Origin of the sequence: Ornithinimicrobium murale (genome assembly GCF_003352835.1) — a bacterium.
GTDB classification, from domain to species: Bacteria; Actinomycetota; Actinomycetes; order Actinomycetales; family Dermatophilaceae; genus Ornithinicoccus; species Ornithinicoccus muralis.
This window is the reverse complement of sequence record NZ_QLVD01000017.1, coordinates 1-15,983: the sequence shown is the minus strand read 5'-3', so window position 1 is coordinate 15,983 and position 15,983 is coordinate 1. Positions and strand designations below refer to the sequence as shown.

Here is a 15,983-nt window from a genome sequence, read left to right as displayed (position 1 = left end):
CCTCGGCACCGAGGACTCGTTCGTGCTCATCGCGCACCCTCCTACAGGTGTCACGAAGACCGTACAGATGTTGCTTGATCCTCAGCCCGAAACCGGACACGAACGCTGACTCAACCCAGTGCCGACGAACGCCGGCCACCGGCGACAGGTTGACTCCTTGGTCCTTGACGTCCAGCAACTCCTCGACACCGAAGCGTCCCAAAGCAATCATTCGCAGTGGCCATGCGTCGACCTTGCATCCGTAAGTGAGCGGGCGGCATGCAACGCGGCAAATGCGGACGTCCGCAGTGGTCTCGCTCCTCAGCTACCTAGCCAGGCCGAGGAAAGCCATCAGGGCGCGCTCGACCTCCACGAGACTCTCAGGCGCCAGGCGGCCAACGCGCGTACCGACGTTCTCGCGGCGGACTGTGGTGACCTTGTCGATCATGACCTGGCTGTCGTGCTGAAGACCGGTGAGATCATCGGCGGCGACGCGTACGCGAAGCAGAGGGGCGTCGACCAGGGTCGTCGTCAGGGGCGCCACGGTCACCGAGGCAGTGCCCTCGAAGAGGTCGTCCTGCACGATCAGCGCGGGCCTCGGCTTGGAGGCGTAGACACCCCCGGCGACGGTCCACAGCTCGCCGCGCCTCACTCCTCGTCCCAGGGGGAGGTGACGGCTTCGACGAACTCCTGGTCATCGGACTGCTCGTCCGCCCTGGCGACCAGGGCCGCCTGACGTTCCGCTTCCAGTGCAAAGTGCTCGCTACGCACGTCCGGCACCCAGATCTGCACAGGTCGAAGGCCGCGTGCGCGCATCCTGCGCCGGTACTCGCTGACTCGATGCTTTACCGTCATACCCACCACGTTACATGTAACGAAGGTCCGGCGGAAGGGGTTCATGGCCCCAACCACGCCCGAAGACTCGGGTCCCCAGCGCAACCGCCGAGCGACCAGCGGCATGACAGTGCGTTTTCCACAGGGGTGCCAGGTGACGGGATGGCGAATGCCTTGCCTCACGGTTCGGGGTCTGATCCACCGCACGCGTCACTATGCACCTCAGGTATATAGCGTGTGTATAGTCCAGTCTCATGAGCGCCTCACACGCCCTCCTTGGGCTCCTGGAGCAGGGTCCGGCCTACGGCTACACCCTCAAGCACGACTACGACGAGCGTTTCGGGTACGAGAAGCCGGTGGCCTTCGGTCAGGTCTACTCCTCGTTGGGGCGATTCGAGCGGCAAGGCTGGGCCGAGGTGCTCGACATAGAGACCGGTGCTGGTCCGGACCGGAAGCGTTACCGGATCACGGCCGACGGGGTCGGGGTTGTCGACGAGTGGGTGCGAGAGCCCCAGGCCCCCGGGGTCTTCTCGACCTCGACGCTGTTCGCGCGGGTGTCTGTCGCGCTCATGTCGGGCAGGAACGCGGTGGCGGTCCTGGAGTCGCAACGGCACAGCCACCTGGCGCGGATGCGTGAGCTGACTGCCCAACTGACTGATGCTGACGCTGCCCGGGTGTTGGCCCTGACCTACGAACTGGCTCACCTGGACGCCGACTTACGCTGGATCGAGGAGTCCGGCCAGCGGCTGGATGCTGCCCGTGCGGTGCTAGGTGGTGGAGCGTGAGCGCGGCGGTAGGGGCCCGTGGCCTGGAGCTTGCCTACGGACAGACTCCAGCGCTACGGGGGGTCGACCTGGAGATCGGGCTTGGGGAGAGCGTTGCTCTGATGGGGCCGTCAGGTTCGGGGAAGTCGACACTGCTCCACTGCGCGGCCGGGATCTTAGTTCCGGATGCGGGGACGCTGCAGGTGCTGGGCACCGACGTGGCCTCGATGGGGGAGTCGGCGCGGGCACGCTTCCGGCTGGAGCACCTCGGCCTAATCTTCCAGTTGGGTGAGTTGGTCTCCGAGCTGACCCTGGAGGAGAACGTCATGCTGCCCCTGCAGCTGCTCGGACGCTCACGGCAGGAGGCCCGGACCGAGGCCGCGGAGATGCTCGACCGTCTGGGCGTGGCCGAGGTCGCGGGGCGTCGGGCCGGTGAGGTCTCCGGCGGTCAGGCTCAGCGGGGCGCGGTGGCCAGGGCCCTTGCCCCTCGCCCCCAATTGGTGCTGGCAGACGAGCCGACCGGGTCGCTTGACACGGTCGCGGCCGACGCCGTCATGGCCGCGCTGGTTGAGACCTCGCACGACCTGGGCTCCACCTTGTTGGTCGTGACCCATGACCACCGGGTGGCGGCATACTTGGATCGGCACGTGACGATCACTGACGGTCGAGTACTCACCACCGCGGGGACCCGGTGAGCCGGCCGCAGGAAGCCTTCGCCCTGGGGTGGCGCCTGGCGCTGCGCACGTCGGAGCACGCACGCCTACGTGCGGCCGCCCTGGTCGGAGCGGCTGCACTAGGCACGGTACTAACCCTGGCCGTGCTCATGATCGGCCGCGCCGTCCGACTGGCACCCCCGGGCCTCATTTCTAACGACGGCGCCGGACCGTGGTGGCTGGCTGGTGCCGTGCTGGCCATCCTCCTTCCTGTCGTAGTGCTAGTCGCCACCGTGGCCAGGCTCAGTGCCGCCCTACGCGAGCAGCGCAACAGCAGGCTGCGCCTGCTCGGTCTCACCCCCGGACAGACCAGGCTGGTCAACCTAGGAGAGAGTGGTGTTCTCGCCCTCGCCGGGTGGCTTGCCGGCCTGCTCCTTACGTGGCTGGGTCGGCCTCTCCTGGCGGTCTCCGGGATCGGTGGGCGGCGATATCAGCTGACCGACCTCGGTCCGGACGGGCTCGAAGTGCTCATCTCCCTGCTCGTGGTACCCGTCCTCGTGGCCGGCATAGCCACGTCCACCAGCACGCGGGGGCGACGGGCGCTCACTACTGCGCGAGGAGCTGGCGGAACGCGGCCCGGCTGGTGGCGGATCGTGCCCCTGCTCGCCGGGGCGGGCATGCTGATCATGGCCCGACGCAGCCCGAGGCCTAGCGACCTGCAGCCCGGCATGCGGAACGAACTCGTCCTCGGTGGGATCGCCGTGCTGGCCCTGGGCATCATCCTGGTCCTGCCCGTGGTGGTGCGCTACCTGGCCGCCTGGCTGGTGCATCGAGGCGGGCCGGTCAGCGTCGTCGCCGGACGCCGACTTCAGGCCCAGCCCGGGGCCCAAACCCGGGTGTTGTCAGCCCTGCTGGTCGCGCTGTTCCTCGCCACCGGCGCCCAAGGGGTCGTCGTGACACTCCAGGACGTGCCCCAATACGCCATACCCCGCCACCACGCGACCGTAGAGGCCAGCACAACACTGCACGTCCCAGCCGGTTCTACCGCAGAGGAGATCGCTGCCAGGGCCAGGACGGTGCCCGGGGTCCGGGACACAGTGATCACGCACGTTATGGCTGCCTCTTGCGACAGCAGCTCGCCGCTGTGCGACTTCCTCCAGGTCAACGTCGCCTCCTGTGAGGCGGTGCAGCAGCTGGCGCCCGGCACCACCGGCTGCCGCGACGACCGAGCAGCCTGGATCGGTCAGCCCTACGACATGCCCGGGCAGCCGGACGCGCTGACGATCAGCCTGCGCCATGAGGACGCCGACGGGTCTCCCTCCGGGTCGCCGCTGGCCCAGGTGCCGCTCGCCCGCGCCGACGTGGTCCAACTGCCGGTCGACGCCTCAGACCGGCTCAACGGACCCATCCTCGTCCCCGCGGGACTCCCCGGCGTGCAGGAGGGGTTGGCAGCCGGCGGGTATGCCGAGGTCCACGTGACCTCCGACCCCCGCCGCGACCTCGTGGAGGCGATGAGGGCAGCCGACCTGCAGGTGTCGAGCTTCTGGGACATGGGCGAGATGGATCGGATCCAGCGGACGATCGACACGGTCCGTCTGGTCGGCGCGCTCGTCCTCGTCCTCGGCCTGACCAGCTGCGCGGTCGGTGCGCTGGACCGTGCCCTCGAGCGTCGCCGCGAAGTGGTGCGGCTCCAACTGCTCGGTGTCCCAGCCCGCACCCTCACGTTGAGCCACTGGCTCGAGGTTGCCGTGCCGATCCTGCTCGGCGCCGGCCTGGCGCTCGGGCTCGGCTGGCTCGCGGGCGACAGCTACCTGCTGCTCGTCGGCGAGGACGAGCGCCTGAGCATCGCCCCCGACTTCATGTGGCCGATGATCGCAGCCGCAGGATTCGGCAGCCTCCTCGTCGCCTGGGCCACATCGCTCGCCGCCAACCCAAGAATCCGCCCCGAACTCATCCGCGCCGCCTGAACACCCACCACCGAAGTTCCAGAGTCCATGCACCCCTGCTCAGGTAGGCCCTTCGGAATAGCAGGCTCGCGGATCCCCACGCGCGCACATCGGCACGGCCGCCCGCGCGACCGGCGGCAGATCCGCGCGTCTGCCGAGCAACGAAGAATCGCTGTCGGGGCGACAACTACCAGAAGTTGAGAGCCCCGACGAGGCTCAGCACCACGACCCCAATGAGAGTGGCGAAGACAAGCAAGACACTGCCGTTGGCCACGTGGGCGTTGGCCCCCTTAGCGACCTGAGCCCTACCGACAAGGACCAGTAGGACGAACGCGAGCGTGAGGAGCCCCATGCTCGACGAGGCCGGCGCGCCAGTGCACGACACGGTCTACGGCTGGCGGTTCGACCAGCTGAAGTCACGGGCCACGGGTCACGTGTCACCTCCAGATCATGTATCAGCGGAGTAGGCATGGCACTCTTGGGGGCATGACTACCATTCTCGGCGTACTGGTACTGCTCGCCCTCGGCGTGTTCGTGCTCGGCGGGCTCGCCCTCCTGCTGATCACTGAGCGCAGCGGTCGCAAGGCCGAGGAGAACGCCCCCGCGCTGCTTGACCGAGCGTTCGACGGACTCCCGCAGGTGACCTACAAGGTCAACATGAAGACGCCGTCCTATGAGACCGTCCTGCGAGGGGCAGAGGCGCGCGGATACCGTCTCGTCCACGAGATCAACAACAGCAGTGACGGCTTCGCGAAGACGCTGCTCTTCGACCGCGCCTAACCGTCCAGCCCGAGCGACTGCATGTGCCGTTCGTACTCGCGCGCGGCCCGGTCGGGATCGAACGCGGCGGGCTCGACGCCTGTTGGCCTTCGGGTAGTAGCCGCGCCCACGCCAGCAAACCCGCGGCTCTTGGCCGTTCTTCGACTGACGCTCCCGAAACTCCGCCAGGACGGCACCAGGCTGGCACACGACCGTCTCGGCCGGCCACCGGCCTGCCCGGTGTCCTCATCGTGGGCCACGTCCTTCGGGTCCCGCAGCAGGGACATTCAGATGCCTTGAGTGTGTCGATCGCCAGCGACAGCCACGTCCGTCTCGCCCCACTCCGGCCACGGCAGGCCCAGGTATTTCGATTGCGGCAGGAGCCCTTGTCAGTGGACCTCAGCGCTTGCTCGACCCACGTTCCGCGGGCCGCTTTCGCGAGAAACCCTGCGTCGACACCTCCGCACACTGGGCGAGTCGGGTGCTTGCCTGCTTTACCGCAACGCTCAACTTCGGGTACTTGGTCGGCGCGCGCCCAGCCAGGACCGCAAGGCCACCCTCGGTGATGGGGCACTACGATGGCATCCGCGACGATGGCTCGCTGAATCTTGTCGAAGTCGGCTCGGGCGATCAGCGCGTCGTCACCCTTGACGTCATCGGGTGGGGGGGTGATGCCGTGACAGGTCGCGCCGCCGCGGCGCACCTTGTCGATGCGCTCTGCGGACCGAGCCTCAGCGACGAACCACCTACCCGACGCCTCGAACTGCTCGCGGAGGGGGTGACCTCGGTGACGATCTTCTCCTTCTCGACCGCAAGCATGTCGTCGTGGTACTGGCCCGCGACCTCCTCCATGCCCGCCACGAGGTCGGCACGCGCGTAGACGCGTACGGGGCGACGGGTGGGATGAACGCCCTGCAGGAAGGCGTCCCAGTCGAAGTCCACCGCGTCCAGCGCGGCAGAGCCGTCCACGCTCCGGTGCCTCGGTCGGGGCATCGGCCAGGGAAGGGTCGTCGGTGCTCATCTTTCTGACTCCACAGTTGTCCACGGACCGGCCCGGTCACACAGCTGGTGTGCGTGAGGAGTTGGGCAGGTGAGCGTCGCTGTCGAGGATGTGCTGCTGGCGGCGTGGGAGGCCGTCCTGGCCGGGACAGCCCGACCCGGCCATCGACACCCGGCTGACCACATTGAAGGTCCGGCAGCCTGACCCACTGGCCCGCCCGGTCAGCGCCGCCAACGCGCCAACGTCACCTCCTAAGCCCGCGCCACCGCCGCCCTCGCCGCAACTCGAGCTGGCCGAGGCCGAGCTGTCGTGGTCGCTGGTACACGAGGTGAAGGTCTGGATGCTGTGGTCGGTCCGGTTGGTCAAGTCCGGTGGAGTGGTGTACGACGGTGATCCCTCGGTGGGGTTGATCAGGCCGTCAGTGCGGGGACGGTAGCAGCGGTTTCCTCCTGTCCGGTGGTGGTGGGTGCCAGGGAGTGTCGGCAGCGGGTGAGGACGTCGATGCCGATGTAGCGGCGTTGCTCGGCCCAGGCGTCGTGCTGCGCCCCCGCAAGCGGGAGGTACCCCCAGCCCAGGACGGCACCGACGAGGCGGATGATGGCCTCACGGTGGGGGAAGATGCCGACGACGTCGGTCCGCCGGCGGATCTCGCGGTTGAGCCGCTCCTGGGGGTTGTTGGACCAGATCTGACGCCACACCTCCTTGGGGAAGGCGGTGAACGCCAGGATGTCCGCGCGGGCGTCCTCGAGGTGCTCAGCGACCGCGGGCAGCTTGCCGGCCAGGGTGTCCAGCACCCGGTCGAACTGGGCGTGGACCGCTGGCGCGTCGGGCTGGTCGTACACCGAGTGCAGCAGCGCCTTGACCCACGGCCAGGAGGACTTGGGCGTGGCGGCCATGAGGTTGGCCGCGTAGTGCGTGCGGCACCGCTGCCACGCGGTCCCGGGCAGCGTGGCACCGATGGCCTCGACGAGGCCGGCGTGGGCGTCGGAGGTCACCAGGCCCACCGGGCCGGCCGTGGTGAGGCCGCGGGCGACGAGGTCGCGGAAGAAGGCGAGCCAGGAGGCCCCTGTCTCGCCGGTGGCGACCTGGATGCCCAGGATCTCCCGGTAGCCCTCGGCGTTGACGCCGGTGGCCACCAGCGCGGACACCTTGACCACGCGCCCGCCCTCACGCACCTTGAGCACGAGCGCGTCGACGGCCACGAATGTGTACGGGCCGGCGTCCAGGGGCCGGGTGCGGAAGGACTCCACGTGCTCGTCGAGCTCGGCCGCCATCACCGACACCTGCGACTTGGACAGGCCGGTGATGCCCAGCGCGGTGACCAGCTTGTCCATCCGCCGGGTGGAGACCCCGAGCAGGTAGCAGGTCGCCACCACCGTGGTCAGCGCGGCCTCGGCCCGCTTACGACGCTCGAGCAGCCACTCGGGGAAGAAGGACCCCTCGCGCAGCTTGGGGATCGCCACGTCCAGGGTGCCCACACGCGTGTCCAGGTCGCGGTGCCGGTACCCGTTACGCCGGTTGGTCCGCTCGGTGCTGCGGGTGCCGTAGTCGGCGCCGCAGACCGCGTCGGCCTGCCCCGAGAGCAGCGTGTTGATGAAGGACTGCAGCAGGTGCCGCATCAGGTCCGGGCTCGCCTGCGCGAGCTGCTCGTGCAGGAAGACCTCAGGGTCGATACTGGGAGAAGCGGTCATCGTGATGCTCCGTTCGAGAGTGCTGTGGAAGGTTCACTCGAAGGAACACGCGGTGACCGCGCCTACATCAGCAGGACACGCTCACCACCGTGGTCGTCGTACACCACTCTGATGGGCTCCACTGTCCGGCGGTTCTTCGAGGTGCGCGACCCTGTCGACAAGGTGGGCTCAGCTGTTCCCGTACTCTTCGGGGTGCCTGCGCCCTGCTGACTCCTGGCCCGGTCACCGCCCAGGTCAAGACCTTGCTGGCCGGACGCGAGGCACCGGTGATGGTCCCGTGAACCCGCACCGTCTTACGCCGTAGGTGACGTTGCCGCCGCAGCCTGACCGCGGCCGAGCACGCCATGTTGCCTCACGCCCTCGGCCGTCAGGCCTGGCTGCTGGTGAAAGTGTCGTCGCCGCCGGCCATGCCCGACGAGCTGGTCCGGGACGGGTCGGCGCGCCGGGTGCAGCCGTGGTCGGTCATCCTCACCGACCTGGACACCGGCGCTATCCTCGACGTCGTCGACGGTCCCCGCGGCAAGACGGTCAAGGCCTGGCTGCTGGCCCGGCCGCGGTGGTGGCGCCGCCGCATCGAGTACGTCGCGATCGACATGTCGGCCGAGTTCCGGGCCGCGATCCACCAGGCCCTGCCGTGGGCGCGGATAAGCGTGGACCACTGGCACGTGGTCCGCCTGGCGAACGAGATGGTCACCACCGTACGTTTCCACTCCCGGGAAGGATGATGAGCACCATGCCAGCACCGCGGAAGTACAGCGTCGAGCCGGACCGCCTTCGTCGGATTCGACCGTCCGCTGTTCGAGGAGTCTCCGCCGGAAATTAATGGCGGCAACTGTTCGACTTCGTCATCGTCGACTACTCAGACAAGATGACCTACGACATTCCCGGGAATTGGGAGGGCTCTCTTTCGTGCCCGTACCCCAACCCTGGATGTACGGGAGCAGCCTTCGTTACTCCATCCCCGGGCGACGTTCGGACAGTTCGTCGTACTGCAGCGATGCCGGCAGCGGCGCTCCCGAACGGTAGGTCCCGCGGCTGAGGGCCAGGCCGCCGATGGGAGCGGTGAGCAATTGCAGCACGATGGCCAACCCTAGTTTGACCGCACTGGCCAGGCTGGGGTCCATGACGAGCACGCCCAGGAGCACCAAAACCAGTCCAAGTGTTCCGGACTTGGTGACGGCGGTCAGCCGCGTGTACGCATCGGGCAAGCGGATCAGCCCGACGGCGGCCACGCCGAACAGCGTGATGCCGGCAGCCAGCAGCAGGACGCCGCCGGCGGCCTGCAGGGTCTCGATCACCGCGATTGCGCTCATTCGGCGTCATCTCCGGGGGTAGCTGCATGGTGGGGCTGGCTACGACCGAGGTAGCGGCCCAGGATCAGGGCGGAGATGAAGCCAATCAGAGTCACGACCACTACCAGGTCCAGTAGCAGGGGCCGCTGCCAGAGCAGACCAAGCAGGGCGAGGGAGGCGACGAGGACGAAGAAGACGTGGTCCGCGCCGATCGCACGGTCGGCCTCTTCCGGACCACGGGCGGTGCGCAGGATCGCTGGCAGGACGGTGGCGACGAGCAGACCGAGGGCGACCCAGCCGGCGGGGGCGCCCAGGATGTCGAGGGCGAGGAGCTGTTGCGGGCTCATCGGGGCTCTCTCTCCTTGGGACGATCGGCTGCGCGGGTGATGTGCAGCAGCCTGTCCTCGAGCTCTCTTAGCTCTGCCCGAAACTCCTCAGGGTCTGGGGGGGCGTACAGGCCCAGGACGTAGAGCAGGTAGTCGCCGCCGCCAGAATCGTCCAGATCGATGGTCAGGGTGCCCGGGGTCAGGGTGATCAAGTTGCTCAGCGCGGTGACCTCCATCGGCGTCAGGGACCCGGTTTGGTAGGCGACGGTTGCGGGAGTCAGTGCGCTGCCCGGGGTGAGAATGTCGAGGGCCACCTGCCAGTTCGCGCGGACCATCTGCACCACGAACCAGGCGAGGAAGGCGGGCAACCGCAGCAGTCGGGCGAGGTTCCTGGTCATCGCGGCACCACCGCCTCGGTGTAGGCGGTCGTGTCGCTCAGGCCCTCAGCCGCGGTGGTGGCCAGGTCCACGAGGACGTCGGCGCCGAGCCCGATGCCGACCGTGCAGGCGGCCAACAGGGCCCCGGGGAGGATCAGCCGGCGCGGCATACGATCCAGCGCGGTAGGGGCGTCCTGGGTCTGATGCCGCAACCGGGCTGCGCCGGGGTCGGTGGCATCGGGGGTAGTGGCCACGGCAGCGGTCAACGCCGGCCCCGTGATGGGGTCGGGGTCGGCGCCCCAGAAGGCCCCGTTCCAGATCTTGAGCATGGACAGCAGGGTGAAGAGGCTGACCACGACCGCCATGGCGGCAGCGAGGTAGTGACCGGCGTCCATGGAGGCGTGGATCAGTGACAACTTGGCGACGAACCCGGACAGTGGCGGGATGCCGACGAGGGACAGGGCCGCCAGGATGAAAACGAGTCCCAGCCAGGGCTCACGTCGGGCGTAGCCGCCGAGCTGGGACAGTTTCCCGGTGCCGGCGTGGTGCTCCACGGCCCCGCAGGACAGGAAGAGAGCGGCTTTGACGATGATGTGGTGGACCATGTAGAAGATCCCGGCGGCTATGCCCAGCGGGCCGAAGAAAGACAGCGGCAGCATGATGTACCCGACCTGGCTGGTCATGTGGAAACTCAAGATGGAGCGCATGCCGGACTCGCCCAGGGCGCCGAGGACCCCGATCATCATGGTGGCCAGCAGCACCACGAGCCACACCGTTTCCAGGCCGGTACCGTCGTACACTAGCCCGTAGACGCGGAACACACCGTAGACGCCGATCTTGGTCAGCAGCCCGGAGAGCAGCGCGGTCACCGCCACCGAGGCGAAGGGATAGGAGCGCGGCAGCCAGGTGTGCACCGGGACCAGGGCGGCCTTGGCGCCCAGGGCCAGCAGCACCACCCCACCGGCGAGCGCCACGGCAGGGGATTCCGTCGCAGCGCCTGCGAGCTCTGCCAGGTTCACGGTCCCGGCGCTCCCGTACACCAGCCCGACGCCGGCCAGCAGCACCGCGGAGACCAGCAGGTTCACCCCGAAGTAGATCCTGCCCGCAGTCATGGCTGCGGCCTGCCCGCTGCGGGTAAGCAGCACGTAGGACGGGATCAGTGCCACCTCGATCATCACGAACAGGTTGAAGAGGTCGCCGGTCAGGAAGGCGCCGTACACCCCGGCGGAGAGGACCAGCACCAGCGGGTGGAAGTACGGGTCCGCGTCGTCGCCGGTGACCACGGCGAACAGGGTGCAGACCAGCACCATGAGCGCGGCGACCCCAAGCAGCAGTCCGGCGAAGGTGTCCAGCACGAACGGGATGGAGATCCCGGGGGCCCAGCCGGAGACCTGTTCGGCGATCACCGTCCCGTCGCTGACCGTGCTGAGGCTGACCAGGGCACCGGCCAGCGCCAGCGCATGGACCGCCAGGGCGAGGAAGCGCTGAGGGCCCGCGAAGCGCCGGACCAACAGGGTGATTGCGGCAGCCAAGATGGGCAGCCATACGAAGGCGGGCAGCAGGGTCGAAAGCACATCCCGGTTCATGCGTGCTCCCTCCCTGTGGTGCGGCCGGTGGGAACGTCTCCGGTGCTGCTGGTGCCGATGGGTTCTGCTGAGGTGGCGTGCCCACCTGACGGTGGCCCGTCCACAACGGTGCCGTGGTGCTCATGTTCGTCCGAGGGCTCGGCGTCGGAGGACTCCCCGTCGTCGTCCCCCCCGTGGCCGGCCATGGCGAAGAGATAGACCGTCAGCGCGAAGGTGATGACGATCGCGGTCAGTGCGAAGGCCTGCACGAGCGGGTCTGCCAGGCCGGTCTCGGGCAGTGTGTTCCCCACGTAGGCGGGCTCTCGGTCCTGCTGCCCCCCGGCGGCCAGGACGATGACATTGGCGGCGTGCCCCAGCAGGACAAAGCCCAGAGCCGCACGGACGAGCCCGCGTTGCAGAAGCAGGTATACGCCTCCCGCCACGAGGACGGCGACCAGGACCGCGGCGCTCATCGTCGCTCTCCTACTGCGTCCGCGCGGGGGTTCTGAATGGTGCGGGGCGAGCCTGCGGCGGACACGGGGGCCTGCGCCGCGGGTTCCGCCGCGAGGTCTGCGCCTCCGGCCTGGGGCACCGCCCCGCGGGTGAACCGGTCCAGGGCGGCGACCACCAGGCCGAGGACGGCGAAAAAGACACCGAGGTCGAAGATCAGTGAGGTCGTGACTCCCTGGTAGAAAGTTCCCATCTCGATGCTGCCGGTGATCGGGTTCAGGAACGAGCCCTGTATCAGGCCCAGGGCACCGGCGGCCACCGCCACGATGAGCCCGACGGCCAGCAGTCCGGCCGGTCGAAGCCGGGAGGGAGCATCTGCCGAACGGGGCAGCCGGGCGATCACCACCGCCAGGGCGGCGACCAGCGCGGAGACGAACCCACCTCCCGGCTCGTAGTGGCCGCGCCACAGCAGCCACAGGGCTACAGCGGCGATGAGCGGCACCAGGATGGTGCGGGCGGTGTTCAGCACGGTCCTGTCCCCCGGCAGATCCAGGGTGCGGGCCATCTCGTCCGCCGGTGCCTCGCCGCGCAGCAGTGCCAGCAACCCGACAGCCGCCACGGCCAGCACCGTCATCTCGCCGAAGGTGTCCAGGCCGCGAAAGTCCACCAGGATCGAGTTGACCAGGTTCGTGCCCCCAGCGGCGTTCTGGGTCTCATCGATGTACCACTGGGCGGCGGGCGAGGCTTGCGGCCGGCCGGTCAGGAACATCGTCGCGCTGCCGGCCGCGAGGCCCAGCGCCGCCGCCAGCACCAAGGCGCTCCAGCGGCGCACAGCGCGCACCGGGGAGAACCGGTCCGGCAGCCGGCGCAGAACCAGCACGGCCACCGCGACGGTGAGGATCTCCACCAACATCTGGGTCAAGGCCAGGTCCACCCCTCCCAGCAGCAGGAACCAGCCAGCGATGAAGAAGCCGATGATCCCCAGCATGACGACGGCGCCGATCCGCGAGCGGGTCAGGCACAGGCCAAGGACTGCCAGGGCGGTCAGTCCCACCACGAACCAGTCCTGCGGCTGGGAGGCCGGGGGGCCGACAGCATCGCGCGGGCCCAGCGCAGCGCCGGCGGCAGCCAGGGCGCCCAGCGCTCCCAGGGGCCAGAGCAGGTGCGGGGCGAGGGCGCCGGAACGGGCGGGTCGGGCAATCCAGTCGCACAGCCGCAGCAAGCCAGCGTACCCAGCGTCGTAGACCTTCACCCCGGTGACCGGGAAGACCAGGCGTTGTAGCGCACGGTCCACGGGGTCCCTGGCCAGGAAGAGGCCCAGGCCGAGCACGACGGTGGCCACCGACATCCACAGTGCCGGGGAAACGATCGAGGTCGGCAGCAGGGACAGCCCCGCGTAGGCGTCCTCGGACAGGACCGTTGCCTGGACGGAGCGGTCGAAGATCGGGTTGAGCTCAACGACCAGCAGGCCCAGCAGAAGTCCTGCCACCGCGGGCACGGCGGCGGGAGCCAGGAAGGGCCAGGCTGCGTCGTAGAGCCTGCGCTGCTGGGTGGGGCCGGAGAAAGCACCCCACAACAGGCGGAAGCTGTAAGCGAAGGTCACGGCGGCCGAGGCCACCGCCAGGGCGCCGACTGCCCAGCCCCAGGAGCCGGGCAGCTGCAGAAAGGCGTAGTAGCCCTCCTCCTTGGAGACGAAGCCGAGGAATGGTGGAAGTCCTGCCATCGACATGGCGGCGAGCGCGGTCAGCACTGCGGTGAAGGGCATCACCCGGTACAGGCCGGACAGTTCGCGGATGTCCCGGCTGCCGGCCTCCTTGTCGATGACGCCGACCAGCATGAACAGGGTCGCCTTGAACAGGGCGTGCGAGAAGGCGTGCAGTCCGGCCACGCCAAGCGCCTCCTGGGTGCCCACACCGATCAGTGCGACGATCCAGCCCAGCTGGCTCACCGTCGAGTACGCCAGCAGTGTTTTAAGGTCGTGCTGCTGCAGCGCGAAGACCGCGCCGATCACCGTGGTGATGAGCCCGACGGAAACCAGGACGGCGGTCCACCACCAGAAATCGGTGAACGGCTCGGAAAAGCGCATGAGCACATAGATGCCCGCCTTGACCAAGGTGGCCGCATGCAGGTAGGCACTCACCGGGGTGAGGGCCACCATCGCGTCCGGGAGCCAGAAGTGGAAGGGGAACTGCGCTGACTTCGTCATCGCCGCGTAGATGATGAGTCCGCCGATCCAGGGAGCGTAGGGCGATGCGGTGACCGTGCCGGCATCGCCGAGAATGACGGTCAGGTCCGTGGTCCCGGTGACGTGCCACAGCAGCAGCACCGCAGCCAGCAGTGCGAGCCCCCCCGATGCGGTCACCACGAAGGCGCGGGTTGCCGGGCGGGCCTGGTGCAGGCCTTGTGCGCCGATGAGGAAGAACGAGCACAGCGTGGTGATCTCGAAGAAGACGAAGAGGGTGATGATGTCCGAGGAGAGGACCATGCCCAGCATGGCGGTGGCGAACAGGCTCAGCAGCATGTAGAGCCTGCCGTGGTCATACTCCTCGCTGAGATAGCGGGCGCAGTAGGACATGATCAGCGCACCGACGCCCAGCGCGAGGACGGAGAAGAGCAGGCTCAAGCCGTCCAGGTGCAGCCGCAGGGCGATGTCGAAACTGGCGACCCACATCCACTCACCGGTGACGACGCCTCCGGCGAGGACCTCCGGGGCCCCGGTGAGCACCCAGCCCAGTGCGACGAGAAAGAGGACCGCCATGGGATAGCCGGCGGTGCGGCCCAGGCGGCGAGAGAGCGGGCGCGCAACTGCCACCGCTCCCGTCATGACCACAAGGGCCACGAGCAGCGTCATCAGCACGTCCTTCCGTCGTGTCCGGTGGGGTGTCGTCCTGGCGGCGCGTCGGGTCGCAGCGTCCTAGACTCTCTGCGGTTAAGAGCACAGGATCGCTCTCAGATATTCCCCCCTCCGGGGCCTAGCATCTGCCCCCTGACAACGGCAGTGGGGTTGCATTGCGTCAAACCCGTGCAACGGCAATAGGACGTGGAGCCTGGAGACGGCCCTGCCGAGCGACGGCGATCGCGGCCCGGCGTGCGCCCGCGACGAAGGGCACGGGTGCGGCCGCAGCCACTGCATGGACTGCTTCGGGCAGTCCCGTGTGCGCAGGCGCTCCACGTGATCAACAGCTTCGCGCGCCTCCGGGCCCAGGAAGAGGCCGACGGCCACCCAGTCCTCGACGGTCATGTCGCGGACGAACCAGGTGTGTCCCACCTTCATCGAGCTGCCCACTGCCTCGCCCTTCTAGAGGTTCGGGGCGTAGGACGCCACCTCAAAAGGGTTCAAGAGGGGTGCGTGCGGTGAGGTCCGACTACGTCACCGGCGCTCCGCAAGCGCTGCACCTGAACATGGTGTGGGACACGGCTCGGCTGGCCGGTTGGCTTCCGCAGTCGGTCGAGGTCGTCCATGTTCAGATCGGCAACGTATTGGGCAAGGACCGCAAGATCCTGCGCACACGCACCGGCACTCCGCTACGGCTGATGGCACTGCTGGAAGAGGCTGTTGGCGCGGCGCGAGCGGTCATCGACGAGGCCCGGCCGGACCTTCCGGAGGAGACCCGCGCGGCGATCGCGCCGCAGATCGGCATCGGGGCGGTGAAGTATGCCGACCTGTCGGTCGCGCACGACAGCGAATACGTCTTCGACCTGGACAGGATGACCGCGCTCACCGGAAACACGGGCCCTTATCTGCAGTATGCCGCCGCACGGGTGCGCTCCATCATCCGCACCGCCGGTATGGGTCCTGAACAGGCACGAGGCCGGATCGTGGTCACCGAGCCGGCTGAGCGCGAGCTTGCCCTTGAGCTCATAGAGTTCGGAGAGGTCGTCGCACACGTGGGAACGGCGCTCGAGCCGCACCGGCTGTGCAGTCATCTGTTCCAGGTGGCGCAGGCGTTCTCGGCCTTCTACGAGAACTGCCCGGTCCTCAAGGCCGCAGACCCGCAAGTGAGCGATTCACGCCTGGCTCTCTGCGCCCTGACGCTCGACGTCCTCGTCACCGGACTGGGGCTGTTGGGCATCGACTCACCTGAGGTAATGTGGCTCTTCACAGATGAGGGTGTAGAGGGCGCTGGCGCGTCGGTCCGGAGGTAGGTGTCGAGGTCTTCCGAAGATGGAGGTTCCTACACGCAGCCATCCGAAAGACCTCGACGTTGCCTGACGCTACCTTCACGCGCCCTGACCTGACTGTGAGGATTCCCTTCGCAGCCTGTTGGTGATGGGCTGTGGCTGGTGACCACGGGCGTGACCCTTGACCTGACTGGCTTCGTGCCTTCGAGTGGACTTGTCCGCTCG

At 68.3% G+C, this 15,983-nt stretch carries 14 protein-coding genes and 2 pseudogenes; 7 read left to right on the top strand and 9 right to left on the bottom strand.

Annotated features, from left to right (window positions below):
- Nucleotides 1-304: 304 nt before the first annotated feature.
- Both DPQ65_RS06090 and DPQ65_RS06085 read right to left on the bottom strand, forming a co-directional pair.
- Nucleotides 305-631 (bottom strand): type II toxin-antitoxin system PemK/MazF family toxin, encoded by a 327-nt coding sequence (locus DPQ65_RS06090; RefSeq protein ID WP_022921232.1) that lies wholly within the window; start codon nt 629-631, stop codon nt 305-307.
- Nucleotides 628-834, bottom strand: coding sequence for an antitoxin MazE-like protein (locus DPQ65_RS06085; protein ID WP_114906497.1), 207 nt, complete (start codon nt 832-834; stop codon nt 628-630). The genes DPQ65_RS06090 and DPQ65_RS06085 overlap by 4 nt, the downstream gene beginning before the upstream one ends.
- A 233-nt stretch (nt 835-1,067) precedes the next feature.
- On the opposite strand from DPQ65_RS06085, the gene DPQ65_RS06080 reads away from it, so the two are divergent.
- From DPQ65_RS06080 to DPQ65_RS15535, 5 genes are all read left to right on the top strand, one after another.
- A complete protein-coding gene (locus DPQ65_RS06080) occupies nt 1,068-1,598 on the top strand; it encodes a PadR family transcriptional regulator (RefSeq protein ID WP_114906496.1) in 531 nt (176 codons plus the stop codon).
- Complete coding sequence (locus DPQ65_RS06075; protein WP_114906495.1) at nt 1,595-2,272, top strand: ABC transporter ATP-binding protein; 678 nt, start codon at nt 1,595-1,597, stop codon at nt 2,270-2,272. The genes DPQ65_RS06080 and DPQ65_RS06075 overlap by 4 nt, the downstream gene beginning before the upstream one ends.
- The gene (locus DPQ65_RS06070) at nt 2,269-4,197 is read left to right on the top strand and encodes an FtsX-like permease family protein (protein ID WP_114906494.1); all 1,929 of its coding nucleotides are present in this window, start codon (nt 2,269-2,271) and stop codon (nt 4,195-4,197) included. Before DPQ65_RS06075 ends, DPQ65_RS06070 begins: the two co-directional genes overlap by 4 nt.
- A 465-nt stretch (nt 4,198-4,662) precedes the next feature.
- A complete protein-coding gene (locus DPQ65_RS06065) occupies nt 4,663-4,956 on the top strand; it encodes a hypothetical protein (protein WP_114906493.1) in 294 nt (97 codons plus the stop codon).
- Between the two features lie 544 nt (nt 4,957-5,500).
- Nucleotides 5,501-5,815, top strand: a complete 315-nt coding sequence (locus DPQ65_RS15535; RefSeq protein WP_162802039.1) for a hypothetical protein — start codon at nt 5,501-5,503, stop codon at nt 5,813-5,815.
- 530 nt (nt 5,816-6,345) lie between these two features.
- On the opposite strand, the gene DPQ65_RS06055 is transcribed toward DPQ65_RS15535, so the two are convergent.
- On the bottom strand, nt 6,346-7,626 hold the full coding sequence (locus DPQ65_RS06055; protein WP_114906491.1) for an IS256 family transposase: 1,281 nt from the start codon (nt 7,624-7,626) through the stop codon (nt 6,346-6,348).
- A gap of 425 nt (nt 7,627-8,051) precedes the next feature.
- Between DPQ65_RS06055 and DPQ65_RS06050 the strand changes: the two are divergent.
- Nucleotides 8,052-8,348, top strand: a pseudogene (locus DPQ65_RS06050) (ISL3 family transposase); the annotation flags it as partial.
- Between the two features lie 228 nt (nt 8,349-8,576).
- Here the strand turns inward: DPQ65_RS06050 and mnhG are convergent.
- Genes mnhG through mbhE form a run of 6 tightly spaced genes read right to left on the bottom strand, consistent with a single transcriptional unit; the run spans nt 8,577 to nt 14,487 of the window.
- Nucleotides 8,577-8,939 carry a monovalent cation/H(+) antiporter subunit G gene (mnhG, locus tag DPQ65_RS06045; protein WP_202863028.1) on the bottom strand — a complete coding sequence of 121 codons (363 nt, stop codon included), beginning with the start codon at nt 8,937-8,939 and terminating at the stop codon, nt 8,577-8,579.
- Nucleotides 8,936-9,265 carry an MrpF/PhaF family protein gene (locus DPQ65_RS06040; protein ID WP_114906490.1) on the bottom strand — a complete coding sequence of 110 codons (330 nt, stop codon included), beginning with the start codon at nt 9,263-9,265 and terminating at the stop codon, nt 8,936-8,938. The genes mnhG and DPQ65_RS06040 overlap by 4 nt, the downstream gene beginning before the upstream one ends.
- Nucleotides 9,262-9,642 (bottom strand): Na+/H+ antiporter subunit E, encoded by a 381-nt coding sequence (locus DPQ65_RS06035; protein WP_114906489.1) that lies wholly within the window; start codon nt 9,640-9,642, stop codon nt 9,262-9,264. The genes DPQ65_RS06040 and DPQ65_RS06035 overlap by 4 nt, the downstream gene beginning before the upstream one ends.
- Complete coding sequence (locus DPQ65_RS06030) at nt 9,639-11,207, bottom strand: monovalent cation/H+ antiporter subunit D family protein (protein ID WP_238146714.1); 1,569 nt, start codon at nt 11,205-11,207, stop codon at nt 9,639-9,641. Before DPQ65_RS06030 ends, DPQ65_RS06035 begins: the two co-directional genes overlap by 4 nt.
- Nucleotides 11,204-11,659 carry a sodium:proton antiporter gene (locus tag DPQ65_RS06025; protein WP_114906488.1) on the bottom strand — a complete coding sequence of 152 codons (456 nt, stop codon included), beginning with the start codon at nt 11,657-11,659 and terminating at the stop codon, nt 11,204-11,206. The genes DPQ65_RS06030 and DPQ65_RS06025 overlap by 4 nt, the downstream gene beginning before the upstream one ends.
- Complete coding sequence (gene mbhE, locus DPQ65_RS06020) at nt 11,656-14,487, bottom strand: hydrogen gas-evolving membrane-bound hydrogenase subunit E (RefSeq protein WP_114906487.1); 2,832 nt, start codon at nt 14,485-14,487, stop codon at nt 11,656-11,658. Before mbhE ends, DPQ65_RS06025 begins: the two co-directional genes overlap by 4 nt.
- A gap of 500 nt (nt 14,488-14,987) precedes the next feature.
- Here mbhE and argS point away from each other — a divergent pair.
- Nucleotides 14,988-15,782, top strand: a pseudogene (argS, locus tag DPQ65_RS06010) (arginine--tRNA ligase domain-containing protein); the annotation flags it as partial.
- Between the last annotated feature and the right edge of the window lie 201 nt (nt 15,783-15,983).